Source organism: Streptomyces sp. NPDC085937 (assembly GCF_044540535.1).
Taxonomy (GTDB): domain Bacteria; phylum Actinomycetota; class Actinomycetes; order Streptomycetales; family Streptomycetaceae; genus Streptomyces.
Map to the genome: position 1 here is coordinate 130,708 of NZ_JBITSH010000005.1, position 17,464 is coordinate 148,171.

The window sequence follows — 17,464 nt, forward strand, 5'->3', positions numbered from 1 at the left end:
CGTTTCGTCATCGTCCGCGGGCCGGTGGGGGCCGGTCGCGCCCGCGCGGCGGCAGCCGCACGTCGAACACAGCCCCGCGCCCCTGGGGTTGTCACCTGACCGGAGGTTCAAAGTGAGCGTTACCGTCCGTATCCCTACCATTCTGCGTACCTACACCGGTGGCAAGGCCGAGGTCGCCGCCGAGGGCGGGACCCTCGGCGAGGTCATCCAGGACCTCGAGAAGAACCACACCGGCATCGCCGCCCGGGTCCTGGACGACCAGGGCAAGCTGCGCCGGTTCGTCAACGTCTACGTGAACGACGACGACGTGCGGTTCGAGCAGGGCCTCGAAACGGCCACCCCGGACGGGGCCGGCGTCTCGATCATCCCGGCGGTCGCCGGAGGTTGATCATTACCTTCGGTAATGACGGTTACCGAGCGTTTGTGGCATTGCCCCTTCCGTGAGAGATGCGGAGGGGGCAATTCCATGGGATTGAGCGCGGTAGAGTTGGGGAACGCGCTCCCGATCCATTGATCGAGAACCCTGAATTCCTGCCGCTGACCCGACTGGATGTAGCCAAAGTGCGGGCTCCTTTCGCGGCTTTTGTCTCCTTCGCCCGGCCCGACTTGCCCTGAATTCTGGCGAATTCTTGTCACATTCCGGACCGGTGGCGTCCAGATTTCTCGTCCGATTGACCTGTTGCAGACGGCAGTTGGACAGATACATTCAGCCGCGGTCGACGCGTTCCGGCGCACGCCCCCAACCGTTGGGGGGTGAGGTCTGACCCGGGTCCGCGAAGTGTGGATCTGTGCAAGGGCCAGTAATAGGGGAGTTAGGCATGGCTCAGGGCACCGTCAAGTGGTTCAACGCGGAGAAGGGGTACGGCTTCATCGCGGTCGACGGTGGTGCGGATGTTTTCGTCCACTACAGCGCCATCCAGATGGACGGCTACCGCACCCTTGAAGAGGGCCAGCGGGTCGAGTTCGAGATCTCGCAGGGTCAGAAGGGCCCGCAGGCCGACATGGTTCGCGTCACCGCCTGAACGCGCTACCAGCCGCACGCACATCTTCTGCCGGCGAAGGGCCCGCACCTCTCGGGGTGCGGGCCCTTCGTCATGCCCTAGGCGCACGCGCCGCGCGCGCCGTGTTCGCCCGAGGCTGAGCGCGGACGTGAGCCCTTGGCGCCACTGGCTCGTAGGCCTCTGGGGAGCCTCTCGAACTTGCCGCCGCTCCGCGAGCGCGCCTTGCACTCTCGGGGGTCGAGTGCTAATCATTGGCGTTAGCACTCTGAAGGTGAGAGTGACAACGAAGGACCGGGTCGGTGAGGCCCGCCAGGTCACGTGGGGCAAGGAACCACACGGCCGGCGAGCCGTCCGTCGCGGGCGCGGGCGCGGTCCGAAGGAATCACCCCCAGTCCTGGAGGGACCACTTCACATGGCCAAGATCATCGCGTTCGACGAGGAGGCGCGGCGCGGCCTCGAGCGCGGCATGAACCAGCTCGCGGACGCCGTGAAGGTGACGCTCGGCCCCAAGGGCCGCAACGTCGTCCTCGAGAAGAAGTGGGGCGCCCCCACGATCACCAACGATGGTGTCTCCATCGCCAAGGAGATCGAGCTCGAGGACCCGTACGAGAAGATCGGCGCCGAGCTGGTCAAGGAAGTCGCCAAGAAGACGGACGACGTCGCCGGTGACGGTACGACCACCGCGACCGTTCTCGCCCAGGCCCTGGTCAAGGAGGGCCTGCGCAACGTCGCCGCCGGCGCCAACCCGATGGCCCTGAAGCGCGGTATCGAGAAGGCCGTCGAGGCCGTCTCCGCCGCCCTGCTGGAGCAGGCGAAGGATGTCGAGACCAAGGAGCAGATCGCTTCCACGGCCTCCATCTCCGCCGCCGACGTCCAGATCGGCGAGCTCATCGCCGAGGCCATGGACAAGGTCGGCAAGGAAGGCGTCATCACCGTCGAGGAGTCCCAGACCTTCGGTCTGGAGCTGGAGCTCACCGAGGGTATGCGCTTCGACAAGGGCTACATCTCGGCGTACTTCGCCACCGACATGGAGCGTATGGAGGCCGTCCTCGACGACCCGTACATCCTGATCGCCAACTCCAAGATCTCCAACGTCAAGGACCTGCTCCCGCTCCTGGAGAAGGTCATGCAGTCGGGCAAGCCGCTGCTGATCATCGCCGAGGACGTCGAGGGCGAGGCCCTGTCGACCCTGGTGGTCAACAAGATCCGCGGCACCTTCAAGTCCGTCGCCGTCAAGGCCCCGGGCTTCGGCGACCGCCGCAAGGCCATGCTCGGCGACATCGCCATCCTCACGGGCGGCGAGGTCATCTCCGAGGAGGTCGGCCTCAAGCTGGAGAACGCCACCGTCGACCTGCTGGGCAAGGCCCGCAAGGTGGTCATCACCAAGGACGAGACCACCATCGTCGACGGTGCCGGTTCCGCCGACCAGGTCCAGGGTCGCGTGAACCAGATCCGCGCCGAGATCGAGAACAGCGACTCGGACTACGACCGCGAGAAGCTGCAGGAGCGCCTGGCGAAGCTCGCCGGCGGTGTCGCGGTCATCAAGGCCGGTGCCGCCACCGAGGTGGAGCTCAAGGAGCGCAAGCACCGCATCGAGGACGCCGTGCGCAACGCCAAGGCGGCCGTCGAGGAGGGCATCGTCGCCGGTGGTGGTGTGGCCCTGCTGCAGGCCTCCCAGGTGTTCGAGAAGCTGGAGCTCGAGGGTGACGAGGCGACCGGCGCCAACGCCGTGAAGCTCGCCCTGGAGGCCCCGCTGAAGCAGATCGCCGTCAACGGTGGTCTCGAGGGCGGCGTCGTCGTGGAGAAGGTCCGCAACCTCACGGTCGGCCACGGTCTGAACGCCGCGACCGGCGAGTACGTCGACATGATCGCCGAAGGCATCATCGACCCGGCCAAGGTGACGCGCTCCGCGCTGCAGAACGCCGCGTCGATCGCCGCGCTGTTCCTCACCACCGAGGCCGTCATCGCCGACAAGCCGGAGAAGGCCGCGGCCCCGGCCGGCGGCGGCATGCCGGGCGGTGACATGGACTTCTGAGCCTGATCCGTCAGGTTCGGACCCGTCCGACGGTTCGAAGGGCGGCGCTCCCGTACGCGGGGGTGCCGCCCTTCGGCGTGTCCGGATGCCGCCGGAGTGACCTGTGTCATGGGGGTGCGCGGGGCGGGAATGGCGGAGCGCGCGTGGCGGTTCGGGCACAGTGAGTGCATTGCATGCACGTACACATACCGTCCAGTATCGCGAGGAGCCCCCACCGATGACCGTCGCCGCCTCCGAAGCCACCGGCCGTGCCGCCGACGTCCTGGCCCGCCCGGTCGCCCTCAACGGGCTGACCGTGCCGAACCGTCTCGTCATGGCGCCCATGACCCGTCAGTTCTCGCCGGGTGGTGTGCCGGGGGCGGACGTCGTGTCGTACTACGCCCGCCGGGCCGCCGCCGGGATCGGTCTGATCGTCACCGAGGGCACCTACGTCGACCACCCGTCCGCCGGAATCAGCGACCGGATCCCCCGGTTCCACGGTGAGGAGCAGCTCGCGGGCTGGGCGAAGGTCGCCGAGGCCGTGCACGCGGCCGGGGGCCGGATCATGCCGCAGCTGTGGCACGTCGGCATGGTGCGCGAGCACGGGCAGCCGCCGTTCCCCGAGGCGCCGGCGGTCGGTCCGTCGGGCCTGCGCCTGGACGGCACCGAGGGCGGCAAGGCCATGACCCAGGCCGACATCGAGGCCGTCGTCGCCGCGTTCGCCGAGGCGGCCGCCGCCGCGGAGCGCATCGGCTTCGACGGAGTGGAGCTGCACGGCGCCCACGGCTACCTCATCGACCAGTTCCTGTGGGCCGGCACCAACCGCCGCACCGATGCCTACGGCGGTGACCCGGTGGCCCGCACCAGGTTCGCCGTCGAGGTCGTGCAGGCGGTGCGTTCGGCCGTGTCGCCCGGCTTTCCGGTCGTCTTCCGCTTCTCGCAGTGGAAGTCGGACCACTACGGCGCCCGGCTCGCCGAGACCCCGCAGGAGCTGGAGGCGGTCCTCGCCCCGCTGGCGACGGCCGGTGTCGACGCCTTCCACGCGTCCACGCGCCGCTACTGGCTCCCCGAGTTCGACGGCTCCGACCTCAACCTGGCCGGCTGGGCGCGCAAGCTGACCGGCCGGCCCACCGTCACCGTCGGCTCGGTCGGTCTGGACGGCGAGTTCGGGCGTGCCTTCCTGGGCGAGGGGGCCGAGCTGCGCGGCATCGACGACCTGCTCGACCGTCTGGAGCGCGACGAGTTCGACATGGTCGCGGTGGGCCGCGCGGTCCTCCAGGACCCCGAGTGGGCGGCGAAGGTCCTGGGCGGACGCTTCGGCGAACTGAAGGCGTACGACGCGGCGTCACTCACGTCGCTGAGCTGAACCGAGCCGCCGGCCGGAAACGTCCTGAACCGGGTTCGGCCGGTCCTTGGGCGCGGCGCCCCCTCGCGACGGGGCGCCGCGCCCTCTCGTGCGTGGTGCATGTCATGCGACTGTCACATCGTTTTCATTTGCTTGCGTCAATCAAGGGACTTAAAGTTGCCTGAGTCAAGCAGAGCTGACTCATCCGGAGAACTCCCTCATGTCCGACGCACCCGAAAGATCCGTCACGACCGGCACCGCCGAGCCGCCCAGGACGGGTGCCGTGGTCCCCGTGCTGGCACTCAGCGGCATCGTGGTCTCGCTGATGCAGACCCTGGTCATCCCGATCGTGGGACAGCTGCCGCGGTATCTGAACGCCTCGGCGTCGGACACCGCCTGGGCCATCACCGCCACGCTGCTGGCCGCCGCCGTCGCCACCCCGATGACGGGCCGGCTCGGCGACATGTACGGCAAGCGCCGCATGCTGCTGGTCAGCATGGCCATGCTGGTCGTCGGCTCCGTCGTCGCCGGATTCAGCGACACCCTGACCCCGATGATCGTCGGCCGTGCCCTCCAGGGCCTGTCCTCCGGTGTCATCCCGCTGGGCATCAGCATCCTGCGTGACGAGCTTCCGGCGGAGCGGCTCGGCTCGGCCACCGCGATGATCAGCGCCTCGCTCGGCGTCGGCGGCGCGCTCGGCCTGCCCATCGCCGCGCTGATCGCCGACAACTTCGACTGGCACGCGCTGTTCTGGACGTCCGCCGCGCTCGGCGTGGTCGCGCTCGTCCTGGTCCTCGCGCTGGTGCCCGAGTCGAAGGTGCGGACCGGCGGACGCTTCGACCTGGTGGGCGCGGCCGGTATGGCCGCCGGACTGATCTGCCTGCTGCTGGCGATCTCCAAGGGCGGTGACTGGGGCTGGTCCAGCGGCACCACGCTCGGCCTGTTCGCCGCGTCCGTCGTCGTCCTGGTCGCCTGGGGCTTCTTCGAGCTGCGCACCGAGCGCCCGCTGGTGGACCTGCGCACCACCGCCCGTCCGCAGGTGCTGGTCACCAACCTCGCGTCCGTGGCGATCGGCTTCGCGATGTTCTCCATGTCGCTGGTCATCCCGCAGGTGCTGCAGCTGCCCGAGCAGACCGGCTACGGTCTCGGCCAGTCCCTGCTGAGCGCCGGTCTGGTCATGGCCCCGTCCGGCCTGGTGATGATGGCGCTGGCCCCGGTCTCGGCGCTGGTCTCCCGCGCCCGGGGGCCGAAGGTGACGCTGATGATCGGCGCGCTGATCGTGGCCGCCGGCTACGGGCTGAACGTCGCGCTGATGAGTGAGGTCTGGCACTTCGTGCTGGCGTCGTGCGTCATCGGCGCCGGCATCGGCTTCTGCTACGGCGCCATGCCCACGCTGATCATGGGTGCCGTGCCCGCCTCCGAGACGGGTGCCGCCAACAGCCTCAACACCCTGATGCGCTCCATCGGCACCTCCGTGGCGAGCGCTGTCGCCGGTGTCGTCCTGGCCCAGATGACCACGCGGTTCGGTCCGTACGCGCTGCCGTCGGAGGACGCGTTCCGTACGGTCCTCGCGCTCGGTGCCGGCGCGGCGTTGCTGGGCTTCGTCGTCGCCGCGTTCATCCCGAAGCAGCGGGGTGCCGCCGAGGCGGAGGCGCTGGTCGCCGAGGGCGGCGCGCCGGAAACCCCGCAGCCCGCCAAGGCGTAGCGCCGGGCGGGGTGAGCGAACGGCGGCCGCCGTCCCGGAGTCCGGGACGGCGGCCGCCGCATGCCGTCGCCCCGGCTCACCGGGCCGTGGGGGCCGGTGGGCTCAGAGGTTGCCCATCGGTTCGATGTCGACGCGGACCGGGGTGCCCCAGACGCGCAGCACCTCGTAGTCGGTGAACTCGTGCACGATCCGGTACGCCATCGCCGCGTGGGGTCCGCGCCGCTGGGCCGCGACGAAGAGTTCCGCCTCGTGCCGGTCCCGGCGCGGGGTCCCGCACAGCTGCCAGGTCTGGCCGTTCCACAGCTCCGGCAGCCAGCGCTGCTGCGGCTGCGGGCGGTCGCCGCGCACCCCGTAGCGGGAGGGCGCAGGGTCGGCGGGGCGGGCCTGCGGGGCCGGGCCGTTGAACTCGGCACGGCGGGCGGCGCGGCGCCGGGTCTCACAGAGCAGGCACAGGTCCGGGGCGCTCTCGTCGACCGGTCCCGTGGGGTGCTCGGCGCAGCGGGTGCTGGGCGCGGCCGTGGTGACGCTGTCCTCCAGCAGGTCCAGCGCGCGCCGCAGATCGGCCCGCACCTCGTGCAGCCGGCCGTCCGTGGTGTCGGCGGACAGGGCCTCGCCGTGCTCACCGAGCACGCGCAGGGCCCGGCCCAGGGCGGTGAGCTGTGCGTGGTTCATGGTGGCTTCTCCGGGTGAGGGGACTGCTCCAGTATCCCAGCGCCGGGCGGTCAGCTCCCCGTGGCGGCCAGCGCCGCCCGCAGATGGCCGTCGGACTCGTCGAGCAGGCGGGCGGCCGTCGGCCCGTCCACCCCGGCCAGCAGCACCAGGATCGCGTGCTTGACCTCGCCGTCCGTGGCGGCGAGGGCATGCTCGACGGCGTCGTCGTCGGCGCCCGTGACCTGGGCGACGATGCGGCGGGAGCGGGCGCGCAGCTTCTCGTTGGAGGCGCGCACGTCGACCATCAGGTTCCCGTAGGTCTTGCCGAGGCGGATCATCGTGATCGTCGAGATCATGTTCAGTACGAGCTTCTGCGCCGTGCCGGCCTTGAGGCGGGTGGAGCCGGTGAGGAACTCCGGGCCGACGACGACCTCGATGCCGTGCTCGGCCGCCGCCGCGAGCGCGCTGCCCCGGTTGCAGGACAGCCCCACGGTGAGCGCGCCCCGCTCGCGGGCGTAGGTGACGGCGCCGATCGCGTAGGGGGTGCGGCCGGAGGCGGAGATGCCGACCACCGTGTCGTCGGCGGTGAGACGCAGCGCGTCCAGGTCGGCCTCGGCGAGCTCGGGGGAGTCCTCGGCGCCCTCGACCGAGGTGACCATGGCGTCCGGGCCGCCCGCGATCAGGCCGACGACCCGCGCCGGGTCGGTGTTGAAGGTGGGCGGGCACTCGGAGGCGTCCAGCACGCCCAGCCGTCCCGCGGTGCCCGCGCCGGCGTGCACCAGCCGCCCGCCGCGGGCCATACGCTCCGCCACGGCGTCGATGGCGGCGGCGATCGCCGGCACCTGCTCGGCCACGGCGGCCGCGACCGTGGCGTCCTCGGCGTTCATCAGCCGCGCGATCTCGAGCGTGGGCAGCCGGTCGACGTCCGCCAGCTCCGGCCGGAACGCCTCGGTGGTCAGGGTCTCCAGCTGGGAGCGCAGATCACGGTCACGGGAGGTGGAGGTCATGGGCGGTGTCTTTCGGTCTGGGTCCTGGCGGCACACGGACGGGTGGGGCGGGGGCGCGCGGCCGGCCACGGACACCCGCGGCCGCGTCCGCGCGCGGGTGTCCTCACGGACTCCTGCGGCCCGCCCGGTGCCGGTGTGCCAGCGCCTCGTACGAGGCCGACAGGGCCGGTGCGGCCGCATCGTAGGTCCGCTGGGCGACACCCACGAACAGGCAATCCACGACCAGCAGTTGGCTCGTCCGGGAGGACATCGCGGCCGGGCGCAGCTCGCTCTCCCGGGCCGTGGACGTGGTCAGGACGTGGTCGGCGTACTGCGTGACGGGGCTGTCGGGGCGGCCGGTGACCGCGACCGTGGTGGCGCCGCGCTCGAAGGCCACCCGGAGCGGCTCGATGACGTCCCCCGTCGAACCGGAGTGGGTGATCGCGATCGCCACGTCGCCGGAGCGCAGCTGCACCGCGTTGGTGACGGCGAGGTGCGGGTCGCTGTGGGCGTGCGCCATCAGACCTATGCGCAGCAGCTTCTGGGTGAGATCCTGGGCCACCAGCCCCGACGCGCCGACGCCGTACACATCGGTGCGGCGGGCGCCCGCGAGGGCGGTCACGGCGGCGGCGAGCTGGACGGTGTCCAGCCCGGCGGCGGTGTCGGCGAGGGTCTGCTGCTCGTCGTAGGCGAGCTTGGCCACGACGTCGGCGATGGGGTCGTCCACCGCGATGTCGGTGGTGATGGCGGGGGCGCGCCCGGACTGCTGCTGGGCGGCGAGGCCGGCCAGGGCGAGCCGCAGGTCGCGGTAGCCCGGGTAGCCGAGCAGGCGGGCGGTGCGGACGACGGTGGCCTCGCTGGTGCCGGTCAGCTCGGCGAGGCCGGTGACCGTGAGCGCCGCGCAGCCGGCCGGGTCGTCGGCGACGGCCTCGGCGACGCGCTGCATGGAGCGGGTCATCGACGGGGCCAGCGTGCGCACCTTGGCCGCGAGGGCGGCGGGCGCGGGCGGGGCGGGCGGAGCACCGGCCGAACCGCTCCCGAAAATTTCCTTCACGTCATTGGTCACGAAATGAAAGATATTTTCGCCCCGGGGTCCGGGTCAAGAGTGCGCACAATGGAGGACATGCACCCCGAGCGTGAACCCGGCACCCCTCCGGTCGGCCCCCTGGAACAAGCGTTGCACGCGGCACGGGCCCTCGTGCTGGCCGATCTGGTCGCCCGCGGGGTCGCCGAGGCGGACGTGGTGTCCCTGGTCGAGGACTCCGTCTCGCACCGCCGCTGGTGGGTCGAACAGTGGCCGGACGGCGCCGGTTTCCTGGCCGGCCTGGTCGCCCAGGACGTGCAGGACGCCCTGCTGGAGCGGTACGGACGCTGGCCGCTGTGCCCGGTGTGCGGCAGCGGCGACCCGCACGCGCTGGAGATCGAACCGGAGCTGGGCCCTGACCCGCACTGGGTGTGCCACAAGGCGGGCGTCAAGGTCGCGGCGGTCGGCGGACTGGGTGAGGCGGACCCCTCGTGACCCTGTACATCGACCCGCCCACCTGGCCGGGGAAGGGCCGCCTCTGGTCGCACCTGGTGAGCGACGTCTCCTACGCCGAGCTGCACCTCTTCGCCGACGGCCTGGGCGTGCCGCGCCGCGCCTTCGAACGTGACCATTACGACATCCCCGCGCACCGGTACGCCGACGTGGTGCGCGCGGGCGCGGTCGAGGTCAGCAGCCGCGAGGTGGTGCGGCTGCTGCACGGGGCGGGTCTGCGGCGCCGCAAGGGCGCCGGGCGGACGGGCCTTTCCGGCTAGGGTCTTTCGTTCGGATCAGGTCGGATCAGGGAGCGGGGTCTGGGGCTGTGCGTCGCAAGGCGGAGGAGGGCGGCAGGGCGGAGCCCTGACAACCGACGACAACGCGGCGAGGCGCGGTGCGAGGGCCCGCGAGCCCGGCCTGATCCGAACGAGAGGCCCTGGGTCAGGCGCGCAGTTCGTAGGTGATGCGGTCCTCCTGCCGGGAGACCTCGGTGAACCCGGCGCGGGTGACGACCTTCTGCGAGGGCACGTTCCCCTCCTCGACGACGGCCACCACGGTGTCCGCCGCGTCCTGGCCGAGCGCCCACGCCGACAGGGTGCGCAGCGCCTCGGTGGCGTAGCCGTTCCCGCGCGCGTCCACGACGAGGTCGTAGCCGATCTCCACCCGGCCGCCGGCGTCGGGGACACCGTGGAAGCCCATCGCGCCCACCGCCCGGTCGTCCTCCCGCCGCACCAGCACGTACATGCCCCACTCCGGGGCGAACGCGCCGTCCTCGTACTGCTTGACCGTGATCCCGGCGCCCACGCGGGTGCCGTCGGCGGGCGCCCCGCCCGCCCAGGTGAAGCCGCCGTCGCCCGCCACGGACAGATCCGCCGCGACGGCCGGGGTGACGCCCTCCAGGGTGAGCCGCTCCGAGCGGAGCACCGGGTTGTTGCTCCAGCGCCACGCGGTGACCGGCTCCCGCCCGGGCAGCTCGCCCCGGCCCGTCGCCCACAGCAGCGTCGGCCAGGGAGCGGGGCCCGGCCGCACCTGCGGGAAGATCCGGGTCAGCACGAACTCGCAGAGCGCTGCGGGCGGTTCGTACACCACGCCCAGCCCCTCGGCCATGTCGTGGGTGTGCAGCAGCACCTCGGCCACGCCCATCGCGGCGAAGCCCTCGCGGTTCGCGTGCCGGAAGGGATACGGGTGGAAGGCGCGCACGGCGCGGGGGGTGGTGCGGACGGCGGCGGCGAGGAGCGCGCCGGTGGTGGCGATCACCTGGAGCACCCCGCCGTTGTCGGCCGGGTCCAGGCCGTCGTCGCCGCCGTCCAGGGTGATGTCGAAGGGCACGTACGCGTCCTGCGCCCGGCCCGCCAGCTGGCCCGCGTACGAGATCAGATCACCCGCGACGTGCACCGCCGTGTCCCGGCAGCTCCAGTCCAGCCGGCCCGCCCGCACCGCCGTCCAGTCACGGCCGGCGACCGCCCCCAGCGCCGCCACGCAGTGCGCGACGGCTTCCTCCACCTGTTCCGCTCCCGATCCATGCATGACGGGGAGGCTAGGCGGAGGGCGGGGGCGGGGTCGACAGCATTTCCAGCTCGCCGCGCAGGTTGTAGCGGGCGGTGGCCTCCCAGTGCTCCTGGCCGTACGGGGTGCGGAACAGGCGGCGCAGGCCGAGGAGTTGACGCAGGACGTCGGCGCGGCCCTCACGGAAGGCGTCGCCGGGCACGAAGTGGTACTCCTCGCGGACGGCGGCGGTGTAGGCGGCGTACGCCGACGGCGGCGACCCGAGGACCGCGAGGTCGGCGTCGCACAGCACCTGGCCGTCGCGGTCGTCGTCGGTGGGGTCGTGCGACACGGTGAGCCGCACCAGGCGGGCCACCTCCTCGGCCTTCTCCTCCGACACCCCGGCCTCGGGCAGCGCCCGTTCGGCGAGGCGGGCGGACCGCTCCTCGTTCTCCGACCGGTCCGGCATGTACACGGCGTCGTGGAACCACGCGGCGAGCCGTACGACGTCGGGGTCGTCGGCGTACTCCGCCAGTTCGTCGACCCGGTCGAGCACGGCGGCGAGGTGGTCGAGCGTGTGGTAGCGCCGCTGCGGCTCCTGCCAGCGCCCGATCAGGTTGTCGGCGTACGGCAGCGGGTCCGGCCCGTCCGCGGACCCGCGGGCCCCCTCCAGCGCACGGGCGAAACGGGCACGCAGGGTGTCGGTGTCGGCCATGGAGCCATTGTTTCCCGTACCCGGCCCGGGTGTCACAACAGCGGCTCCGCCGCACCGTCCTCCCCGGGCCCGCCGGCCGCGTGGCCGGTGTTCGTCCCGCACGCGCGCCGGATGCGCCGACGTGTTCCGGGCCGCCGTCACGGCAGCCGTTCCACGCGGGCCGCACCGCCCGTCTCCAGGGCGGCCCACAGGGCGCCGTCGGGGCCCACGGCGATGCCGTGCGGCTCGGACGCCGGGTCGGGGAGGGCGTGTTCGGTGATCCGGCCGTCCTCCGTGACCCGGCCGACGCGGCCCGTAGCCCACTCCGTGAACCAGCACTCCCCGTCGGCCGCCGCGACGACGGCGTGCGGCCTGGCCGCCGGGTCGGGGAGGGGGAACTCCGTGATCCGGCCGTCCGCCGACATCCTGCCGATCCGGCCCGCCAGGATCTCGGCGAACCAGAGTCCCCTGCCGTCCGCGGCGATGCCCACCGGCCCGGCGGAGACGGTGGGCAGCGGGTGCACGGCGGTGTCGCCGTCGGGCGTGAGGCGCCCGATCGCGTTCGCGCCGTTCAGGGTGAACCACAGCGCGCCGTCCGGCCCCGTCGTGATCGCGGAGGGGAAGCCGCCCTCGACCGGGAGGGGGAACCCGGTGACCTCCCCGTCGACGGTGATCCGGCCGATCCGGTTGCCGGCCGTCTCCGTGAACCACAGCGCGCCGTCCGGCCCCGCCGTGATGCCGTACGGTCCGCCGCCGGGCGTCGGCAGGGGGAAGGACGTCACCTGGCCGTCGACCGTGACGCGGCCGATCCGGTGGTCCTGGAGGCGGGTGAACCACAGCGCGCCGTCCGGTCCGGGCGTGATGACGGTGGGACGGCAGTCGGGCGCGTCCAGGGCGTACTCCGTGAACGCGCCGTCGAGGGTGAGGCGGGCGACGCTTCCACGGTGCACCAGGGTGATCCAGAGGGCGTCGTCGGGGCCGGCCGTGATGCCGTAGGGCCCGGCCTTCCCGTCCGTGATGCGGAACGCGCTGACGGAGGGGGTACGAGGGGACGGCACATCAACTCCCGGTGGGACGGTCATCCCCGGCACCCTGGCCGGGCGGGACGCCCGGCGCAACCGCGTTTCGTCCCCCGGCGCGCCGCGGACGGCGGCCGGCGGGCATGCACACGAACGGAGGGGCCGATAACGGCTGGTGCCGGTGATCTTCCGCTGAGTAGTGTGGCCGTCGGAGCGCGAACTGCCGTGCGTACGCACCTGGCAGGCCCCCGACCCGAAGGAGACCGGAAGCAGTGAGCAGCCAGCCGACGTTCGTCCTGGTCCACGGGGCCTTCGCCAACTCCTTCTCCTTCGCGCCGCTCCAGGCCGAACTCGGTCTGCTCGGGCACCGTTCGGTCGCCGTCGACCTGCCCGGCCACGGCTTCGGGGCCACCTACACCCGCGCCTACCAGGCACCGCAGGACCCCGAAGGGCTCGCCACCGCGCCCGGCGCCATCAAGGGCGTCACGCTCGCCGACAACGCCGCGCACCTGATCGGCGTCCTGGAGCGGGCGAAGCGGAACGGCCCGGTGATCCTCGTCGCGCACAGCCGGGGCGGCGTCACCGTCACCGCCGCGGCCAACGCGCGGCCCGACCTGATCGACCGCGTCGTCTACGTCTCCGCCTGGTGCCCGGTCGCGCTCGACGTGGGCGACTACTACGCCGAGCCCGAGATGGCGGAGGTCGACGCCGCCTCGCTGGCCCTGGCCGCGGCTGGGAACCCCGCCGAACTCGGCCTGCTCCGCGTGAACTTCCGCACCGCGGACCCGGCCGCCCTCGCGGCCTTCAAGTCGGCCTTTCTCGCCGACGGCACCGACGAGGAGTTCCTGACCTTCCTGAACACCTTCCAGCCCGACGAGAACCTGGACGTCGGCACCTCCGCCGACCGGGCGCGGGCCGCGACCTGGGGCACGATCCCGAAGACGTACGTCCGCCTGGCGGACGACGCGAGCATGCCGCTCGCCCTGCAGGACCGGCTGATCCGCGAGGGCGACGAGCTGACGCCGGACAATCCCTACGACGTCCGCACCCTCCCGGGCAGCCACCTGAAGTGGCTGGTCGACCCGGCACCGGCGGCCCGCCTCCTCGGCGAACTCGCGGACCTCACCGCGCCGTCCGCCCGGCCGTGACGGTTCTCGGCCGGGGGTGACTCCCGCGGCCGTGCCGGAGCGATTCCCGTCCCGGCGGCGGCGCAGGCCCTAGCGTGGACGGCATGACGACTCCTGCGGATGTGCACGAGGTACGGGACCCCGAACTGCCGGGACGGCTGCTGGGCGTCGAACGGGACGCGCTGCTCCCGCTGTTGCGGGGGAGGGACGAGGGCGACTTCGCGCTGCCGGTGGCGGCGTGTCCGGGCTGGACGGTCCGGGACGTGCTGGCGCACTGCTCGGCGGCGCTGTCCCGGGTGGTGGAGAGCCGGTACGACAAGGACGTGTTCTCGCCCGAGTGCAACGAACGGGACATCGCCGAGCGGGCCGGCTGGAGCAACGCGGAGGTCCTCGACGAACTGGAGCGCGGGATGACCCAGGCGGGGCCGGTCATCGCCGAGGCGGGCGGGCTGCTCGACGGGCTCGCGCTCGGCGAGTGGGTGCACGCCGGGGACGTACGGGTCGCGTTCGGGGAGCCGGGCGCGTACGCGGGCGCGGGGCTGCCGTTCGCGCTCGCCCTGCTGGCCCAGGTCACCAGTGCGCGGGGGCATCTGCCGCTGCACGCCGACCTCGACGACGCCGACGAACCGCTGCGGCTGGGCGACGTCTTCGGGGAGCGGCCCCCGGCGCGCTTCATCGGTGACGCCCCCACGCTGGTACGGCTGTATGCCGGACGCCCGGTGGACGGGGTGTCGTACGAGCTCGCCGGGGCCGAGGCGGCGGAGCTGAACATCTTCGGCTGACCGGCGGGTGGGGGGCCGTGGGCCGGGGACCGGGCGTAGGCTTGGATTGGACTAGACCTGTAGGAGCCGACCCGAGCCGACGAATGGGGCCCCATGAGCAAGCGTGCAGTCCTGGAGGTGATCGCCCTCGACGTCGAGGACGCCGTCGCCGCCCAGGCCGGAGGTGCGGACCGTCTGGAGCTGGTCACCGACATGGCGGCGGACGGGCTGACGCCGGCGGCGGCGACGGTGGCGGGGATCCGCGCGGCCGTGGACATCCCGGTACGGGTCATGCTGCGGCTTGCGGACGGGTTCGCGGCGGGGGCCCACGAACGGCTGGTCGCGGCGGCGTGCGAGATGCGGGAGGCGGGGGCGGAGGAGTTCGTCCTCGGTTTCCTCGACCCCGAGGGCGAGGTGGACCTGGCGGCGGTGGAGCGGGTCGCGGGCGAGCTGGAGGGGTGCCGGTGGACGTTCCACCGCGCCATCGACCACGCGGCCGACCGGGACGCCCTGCGCAAGCAGCTCGCGGACTTCCCCGGCCTGGACACGTACCTGACCGCCGGCTCGGCGGCGGGCGTGGACGCGGGCCTCCCGGTCCTCCTCGCGGAGGCGGACCGGTGCGGTGAGCCCGGCTACGGGCAGCAGCTGCTGGTGGGCGGCGGCCTCCGCCTGGACCACGTACCGGGCCTGCGGGACGCGGGAGTGGACGCCTTCCACATCGGCGGCGCGGCCCGCCCGGACGGCTGGACCGGCCCGGTCTCGGCGGAGGCGGTGGCCCGGTGGCGGGGGGTTCTGGGGGAGTGAGGCCCCTCTGACGCCGGGCGGGGGAGGTGTCCGCAGCCCGGCGTTTGCGGGGCGCCGTCCGCGCCCACCCGTCCCGCTGGGGTACCTCCCAGGCCCTTGAGGCACTGGAGGAGGCACGACTGCCCGCGGAAAGCGGGCAGCGGGAGCCGGACCGCCGTTCGGGGTGGGGTGTTCCGGTCGCGTTGTCGCTTACGCCAGCTGGGCCGGGAGGGGGGTCGTGTGGGTGATGGTCAGGCCGGAGACCGCTCGGGTCAGGGTGACGTAGAGGCGGCGGAGGCCGGTGCGTTCGTCGGGTTCGGCGTCCACCACCGCCTGGGGTTCGTCGAGGAGGACGTAGTCGTACTCCAGGCCCTTCGCCAGGGACGCGGGGACCAGGGTGAGACGGGTGGCCTCCGTCGTCTCCTCGCCGGGGGACACGTGGGTCAGACCCGCAGCCTTGAGGGCCTCGGCCAGTTCCGGTACGCGGGGGTCCGCCGCGATCAGACCCACCGACCCCTCACGGGACAGCAGTTCCCGGCACGCGGCGACGACGTCGTCCGGGCCCTCGGAGGGGCGTACCTCGAAGAAACCCGGGTTCTCGCGGATCGACGCGACCGGGGTGAGGCCCGGGGCGATGTACGGGAGCAACCGGGACGCGTACGTGATGACGTCCGTCGGGACACGGAAACCGGCCGTCAGCTCCTCGACGACCGCGTCCCGCTTGCCCAGGTGGGACAGCGCCTCCTCCCAGCTGCGTGTCGCCCAGGGGGTGGTGCCCTGCGCCAGGTCACCCAGCACGGTCGCCGAACCGGTCGTGCAGCGCCGCCCCACCGCCCGGTACTGCATGGGGGACAGGTCCTGCGCCTCGTCGAGGACGACATGGCCGAGGGAGGGGGTGCGCTGGATCAGGTCCGCCGCCTCGTCGATCAGCACCGCGTCCGCGGCCGACCACTTCGCCGACTTCACCGAACGGGCCGGCTTCGCCCGGAGGACCGCCTTCTGCTCCCGCTCGTCGAGCAGCCCCTCCGCGTGCTCCGCCAGGAACTCCGCGTCGCCCAGCAGCCGCAGCACCAGCTTCGCCGGGTCCACGGCCGGCCAGACCGCCTTGACGGCCGCCTTCACGGCCGCGTTGCGCGCCACCGCGTCCTGCACCCGGTCGTCCGGCGCCTCGCCCGCCCGCTCCATCTGCACCAGCACCGCGTGCGCGATCCGCTGCGGCAGCGCCTCACGGGCGGCGCCGTAGCGGATCTCCCGGTCCAGCAACTGCCGCACGATTTCCTCGAGTTCGTACGCCGGAACCCGCCAGCGGCGTGATCCGCGGACGACCACGACCGGCTCGGCGGGCATGGTCACGTGGGAGTACAGCGCCCGGCGCAGCACCTCCGCCATGCGGGCGTCGCCCTTGACCACCGCCGCCGTCGCGTCGTCCGTCCCGCGCACCTCGACGTGCGCCACCAGGTCGTCCACCGTGGCGTGGGCGACGGTGAGTTCGCCCAGCGCGGGCAGCACCTGCTCGATGTAGTGCAGGAACGACCGGTTCGGCCCGACGACCAGCGTGCCGGTGCGCGCCAGGCGCTCGCGGTGGGCGTACAGCAGGTACGCGACGCGGTGCAGGCCGACGGCCGTCTTCCCGGTGCCGGGGCCGCCCTGCACGCACACGCTGCCCGACAGCCCGGACCGTACGATCTCGTCCTGCTCCGGCTGGATCGTCGCGACGATGTCCCGCATCGGGCCGACGCGCGGACGCTCGATCTCCCGCTGGAGCAGCTTGCTGGTGGTGGCCGCCTCGGCGGGGTCGGAGAGGTGCTCGTCCTCGTACGCGGTGAGGTCGCCGCCGGTGTAGCCGAAGCGGCGGCGCAGCGCGACGTCCATCGGGTCCTTCCTGGATGCCCGGTAGAACGGCTGCGACACCGGCGCACGCCAGTCGATCACCATCGGGTCGCCGTCCGCGTCGTGCACATGGCGGCGCCCGATGTAGAACAGCTCCCCCTCCGCGCCCTCGGCCGCTTCCGCGCCGGGGGCGTGCAGGTAGTCGAGGCGGCCGAAGAACAGCGGGGTGTCGCTGAGGTCGGCCAGGGCCTTGATCCGCTCCCCGATCTGCTGCTCCAGCACCGCCGCGTTCACCCAGTTGGCCGTGACGTCGCGGATGTCGAGCGCCTCGACGTCCTCCCGCATGGCGCGCAGGGCGGAGCGGGACGCGGCGAGGTGGGAGCGTTCGCGGGCCAGGGGGTCGTCGGCAGGGGGGCCGGCGGGGCCGTCCAAGGGCTCGTCTACGGGCGTGGACGCGGACAAGAGGGTGCCTCCGGGGAACGTGCTGCGGGTGGGCTGCGACGATGCCGGCCGGTTTCCGTCCGGGCGGCGGCGCTCCATCGGG

Annotated in this window: 17 protein-coding genes; 10 read left to right on the top strand and 7 right to left on the bottom strand. The window is 72.7% G+C overall.

Features of this window, described 5'->3' with window-relative positions:
- Positions 1-112: 112 nt before the first annotated feature.
- The 5 genes from ACIF8S_RS13295 (at position 113) to ACIF8S_RS13315 (ending at position 6,065) form a co-directional block, all read left to right on the top strand.
- Positions 113-388 (top strand): MoaD/ThiS family protein, encoded by a 276-nt coding sequence (locus ACIF8S_RS13295; protein WP_399999169.1) that lies wholly within the window; start codon positions 113-115, stop codon positions 386-388.
- 430 nt (positions 389-818) lie between these two features.
- Positions 819-1,022: a cold-shock protein gene (locus ACIF8S_RS13300; protein ID WP_004986573.1), complete on the top strand. Its 204-nt coding sequence runs from the start codon at positions 819-821 to the stop codon at positions 1,020-1,022.
- A gap of 391 nt (positions 1,023-1,413) precedes the next feature.
- The gene (groL, locus tag ACIF8S_RS13305; RefSeq protein ID WP_024884152.1) at positions 1,414-3,036 is read left to right on the top strand and encodes a chaperonin GroEL; all 1,623 of its coding nucleotides are present in this window, start codon (positions 1,414-1,416) and stop codon (positions 3,034-3,036) included.
- Between the two features lie 217 nt (positions 3,037-3,253).
- Positions 3,254-4,381: an NADH:flavin oxidoreductase gene (locus tag ACIF8S_RS13310; RefSeq protein ID WP_399999170.1), complete on the top strand. Its 1,128-nt coding sequence runs from the start codon at positions 3,254-3,256 to the stop codon at positions 4,379-4,381.
- A 199-nt stretch (positions 4,382-4,580) separates the two neighbouring features.
- Entirely contained in the window at positions 4,581-6,065 is a 1,485-nt protein-coding gene (locus ACIF8S_RS13315; protein ID WP_399999172.1) for an MFS transporter, read from the top strand.
- 102 nt (positions 6,066-6,167) lie between these two features.
- Here the strand turns inward: ACIF8S_RS13315 and ACIF8S_RS13320 are convergent, their stop codons facing one another.
- The 3 genes from ACIF8S_RS13320 to ACIF8S_RS13330 all read right to left on the bottom strand — a co-directional run bounded on the left by ACIF8S_RS13320 (position 6,168) and on the right by ACIF8S_RS13330 (position 8,768).
- Entirely contained in the window at positions 6,168-6,737 is a 570-nt protein-coding gene (locus ACIF8S_RS13320; protein ID WP_399999174.1) for a hypothetical protein, read from the bottom strand.
- A 50-nt stretch (positions 6,738-6,787) separates the two neighbouring features.
- A complete protein-coding gene (gene murQ, locus ACIF8S_RS13325) occupies positions 6,788-7,723 on the bottom strand; it encodes an N-acetylmuramic acid 6-phosphate etherase (RefSeq protein WP_399999176.1) in 936 nt (311 codons plus the stop codon).
- A gap of 103 nt (positions 7,724-7,826) precedes the next feature.
- Positions 7,827-8,768, bottom strand: coding sequence for a MurR/RpiR family transcriptional regulator (locus tag ACIF8S_RS13330; protein WP_349798891.1), 942 nt, complete (start codon positions 8,766-8,768; stop codon positions 7,827-7,829).
- 57 nt (positions 8,769-8,825) lie between these two features.
- On the opposite strand from ACIF8S_RS13330, the gene ACIF8S_RS13335 reads away from it, so the two are divergent.
- A complete protein-coding gene (locus ACIF8S_RS13335; protein ID WP_399999178.1) occupies positions 8,826-9,221 on the top strand; it encodes a hypothetical protein in 396 nt (131 codons plus the stop codon).
- The gene (locus tag ACIF8S_RS13340) at positions 9,218-9,499 is read left to right on the top strand and encodes a DUF4031 domain-containing protein (RefSeq protein WP_399999180.1); all 282 of its coding nucleotides are present in this window, start codon (positions 9,218-9,220) and stop codon (positions 9,497-9,499) included. Before ACIF8S_RS13335 ends, ACIF8S_RS13340 begins: the two co-directional genes overlap by 4 nt.
- A 163-nt stretch (positions 9,500-9,662) precedes the next feature.
- Here ACIF8S_RS13340 and ACIF8S_RS13345 read toward each other — a convergent pair whose 3' ends face one another.
- From ACIF8S_RS13345 to ACIF8S_RS13355, 3 genes are all read right to left on the bottom strand, one after another.
- Positions 9,663-10,724, bottom strand: coding sequence for a GNAT family N-acetyltransferase (locus ACIF8S_RS13345; protein ID WP_399999455.1), 1,062 nt, complete (start codon positions 10,722-10,724; stop codon positions 9,663-9,665).
- Between the two features lie 34 nt (positions 10,725-10,758).
- Positions 10,759-11,421 (bottom strand): HD domain-containing protein, encoded by a 663-nt coding sequence (locus ACIF8S_RS13350; protein WP_399999182.1) that lies wholly within the window; start codon positions 11,419-11,421, stop codon positions 10,759-10,761.
- 137 nt (positions 11,422-11,558) lie between these two features.
- On the bottom strand, positions 11,559-12,482 hold the full coding sequence (locus tag ACIF8S_RS13355) for a virginiamycin B lyase (protein ID WP_399999183.1): 924 nt from the start codon (positions 12,480-12,482) through the stop codon (positions 11,559-11,561).
- Between the two features lie 209 nt (positions 12,483-12,691).
- Here ACIF8S_RS13355 and ACIF8S_RS13360 point away from each other — a divergent pair, with 209 nt between their 5' ends.
- The 3 genes from ACIF8S_RS13360 (at position 12,692) to ACIF8S_RS13370 (ending at position 15,111) form a co-directional block, all read left to right on the top strand.
- On the top strand, positions 12,692-13,567 hold the full coding sequence (locus tag ACIF8S_RS13360; protein WP_399999185.1) for an alpha/beta hydrolase: 876 nt from the start codon (positions 12,692-12,694) through the stop codon (positions 13,565-13,567).
- Positions 13,568-13,650: 83 nt separating this feature from the next.
- Complete coding sequence (locus ACIF8S_RS13365; RefSeq protein ID WP_399999187.1) at positions 13,651-14,328, top strand: maleylpyruvate isomerase family mycothiol-dependent enzyme; 678 nt, start codon at positions 13,651-13,653, stop codon at positions 14,326-14,328.
- A 93-nt stretch (positions 14,329-14,421) separates the two neighbouring features.
- The gene (locus ACIF8S_RS13370) at positions 14,422-15,111 is read left to right on the top strand and encodes a copper homeostasis protein CutC (RefSeq protein WP_399999189.1); all 690 of its coding nucleotides are present in this window, start codon (positions 14,422-14,424) and stop codon (positions 15,109-15,111) included.
- 189 nt (positions 15,112-15,300) lie between these two features.
- Here ACIF8S_RS13370 and ACIF8S_RS13375 read toward each other — a convergent pair whose 3' ends face one another.
- Positions 15,301-17,382: a HelD family protein gene (locus ACIF8S_RS13375; RefSeq protein WP_399999191.1), complete on the bottom strand. Its 2,082-nt coding sequence runs from the start codon at positions 17,380-17,382 to the stop codon at positions 15,301-15,303.
- Between the last annotated feature and the right edge of the window lie 82 nt (positions 17,383-17,464).

Excerpts from the sequence above, each read along its gene's own strand:
- ACIF8S_RS13300 (WP_004986573.1), top strand. The coding sequence starts at position 819 with ATGGCTCAGGGCACCGTCAAGTGGTTCAACGCGGAGAAGGGGTACGGC.
- groL (WP_024884152.1), top strand. The coding sequence starts at position 1,414 with ATGGCCAAGATCATCGCGTTCGACGAGGAGGCGCGGCGCGGCCTCGAG.
- ACIF8S_RS13310 (WP_399999170.1), top strand. The coding sequence starts at position 3,254 with ATGACCGTCGCCGCCTCCGAAGCCACCGGCCGTGCCGCCGACGTCCTG.
- ACIF8S_RS13315 (WP_399999172.1), top strand. The coding sequence starts at position 4,581 with ATGTCCGACGCACCCGAAAGATCCGTCACGACCGGCACCGCCGAGCCG.
- ACIF8S_RS13320 (WP_399999174.1), bottom strand. The coding sequence starts at position 6,737 with ATGAACCACGCACAGCTCACCGCCCTGGGCCGGGCCCTGCGCGTGCTC.
- murQ (WP_399999176.1), bottom strand. The coding sequence starts at position 7,723 with ATGACCTCCACCTCCCGTGACCGTGATCTGCGCTCCCAGCTGGAGACC.
- ACIF8S_RS13335 (WP_399999178.1), top strand. The coding sequence starts at position 8,826 with ATGCACCCCGAGCGTGAACCCGGCACCCCTCCGGTCGGCCCCCTGGAA.
- ACIF8S_RS13350 (WP_399999182.1), bottom strand. The coding sequence starts at position 11,421 with ATGGCCGACACCGACACCCTGCGTGCCCGTTTCGCCCGTGCGCTGGAG.
- ACIF8S_RS13355 (WP_399999183.1), bottom strand. The coding sequence starts at position 12,482 with ATGACCGTCCCACCGGGAGTTGATGTGCCGTCCCCTCGTACCCCCTCC.
- ACIF8S_RS13365 (WP_399999187.1), top strand. The coding sequence starts at position 13,651 with ATGACGACTCCTGCGGATGTGCACGAGGTACGGGACCCCGAACTGCCG.
- ACIF8S_RS13370 (WP_399999189.1), top strand. The coding sequence starts at position 14,422 with ATGAGCAAGCGTGCAGTCCTGGAGGTGATCGCCCTCGACGTCGAGGAC.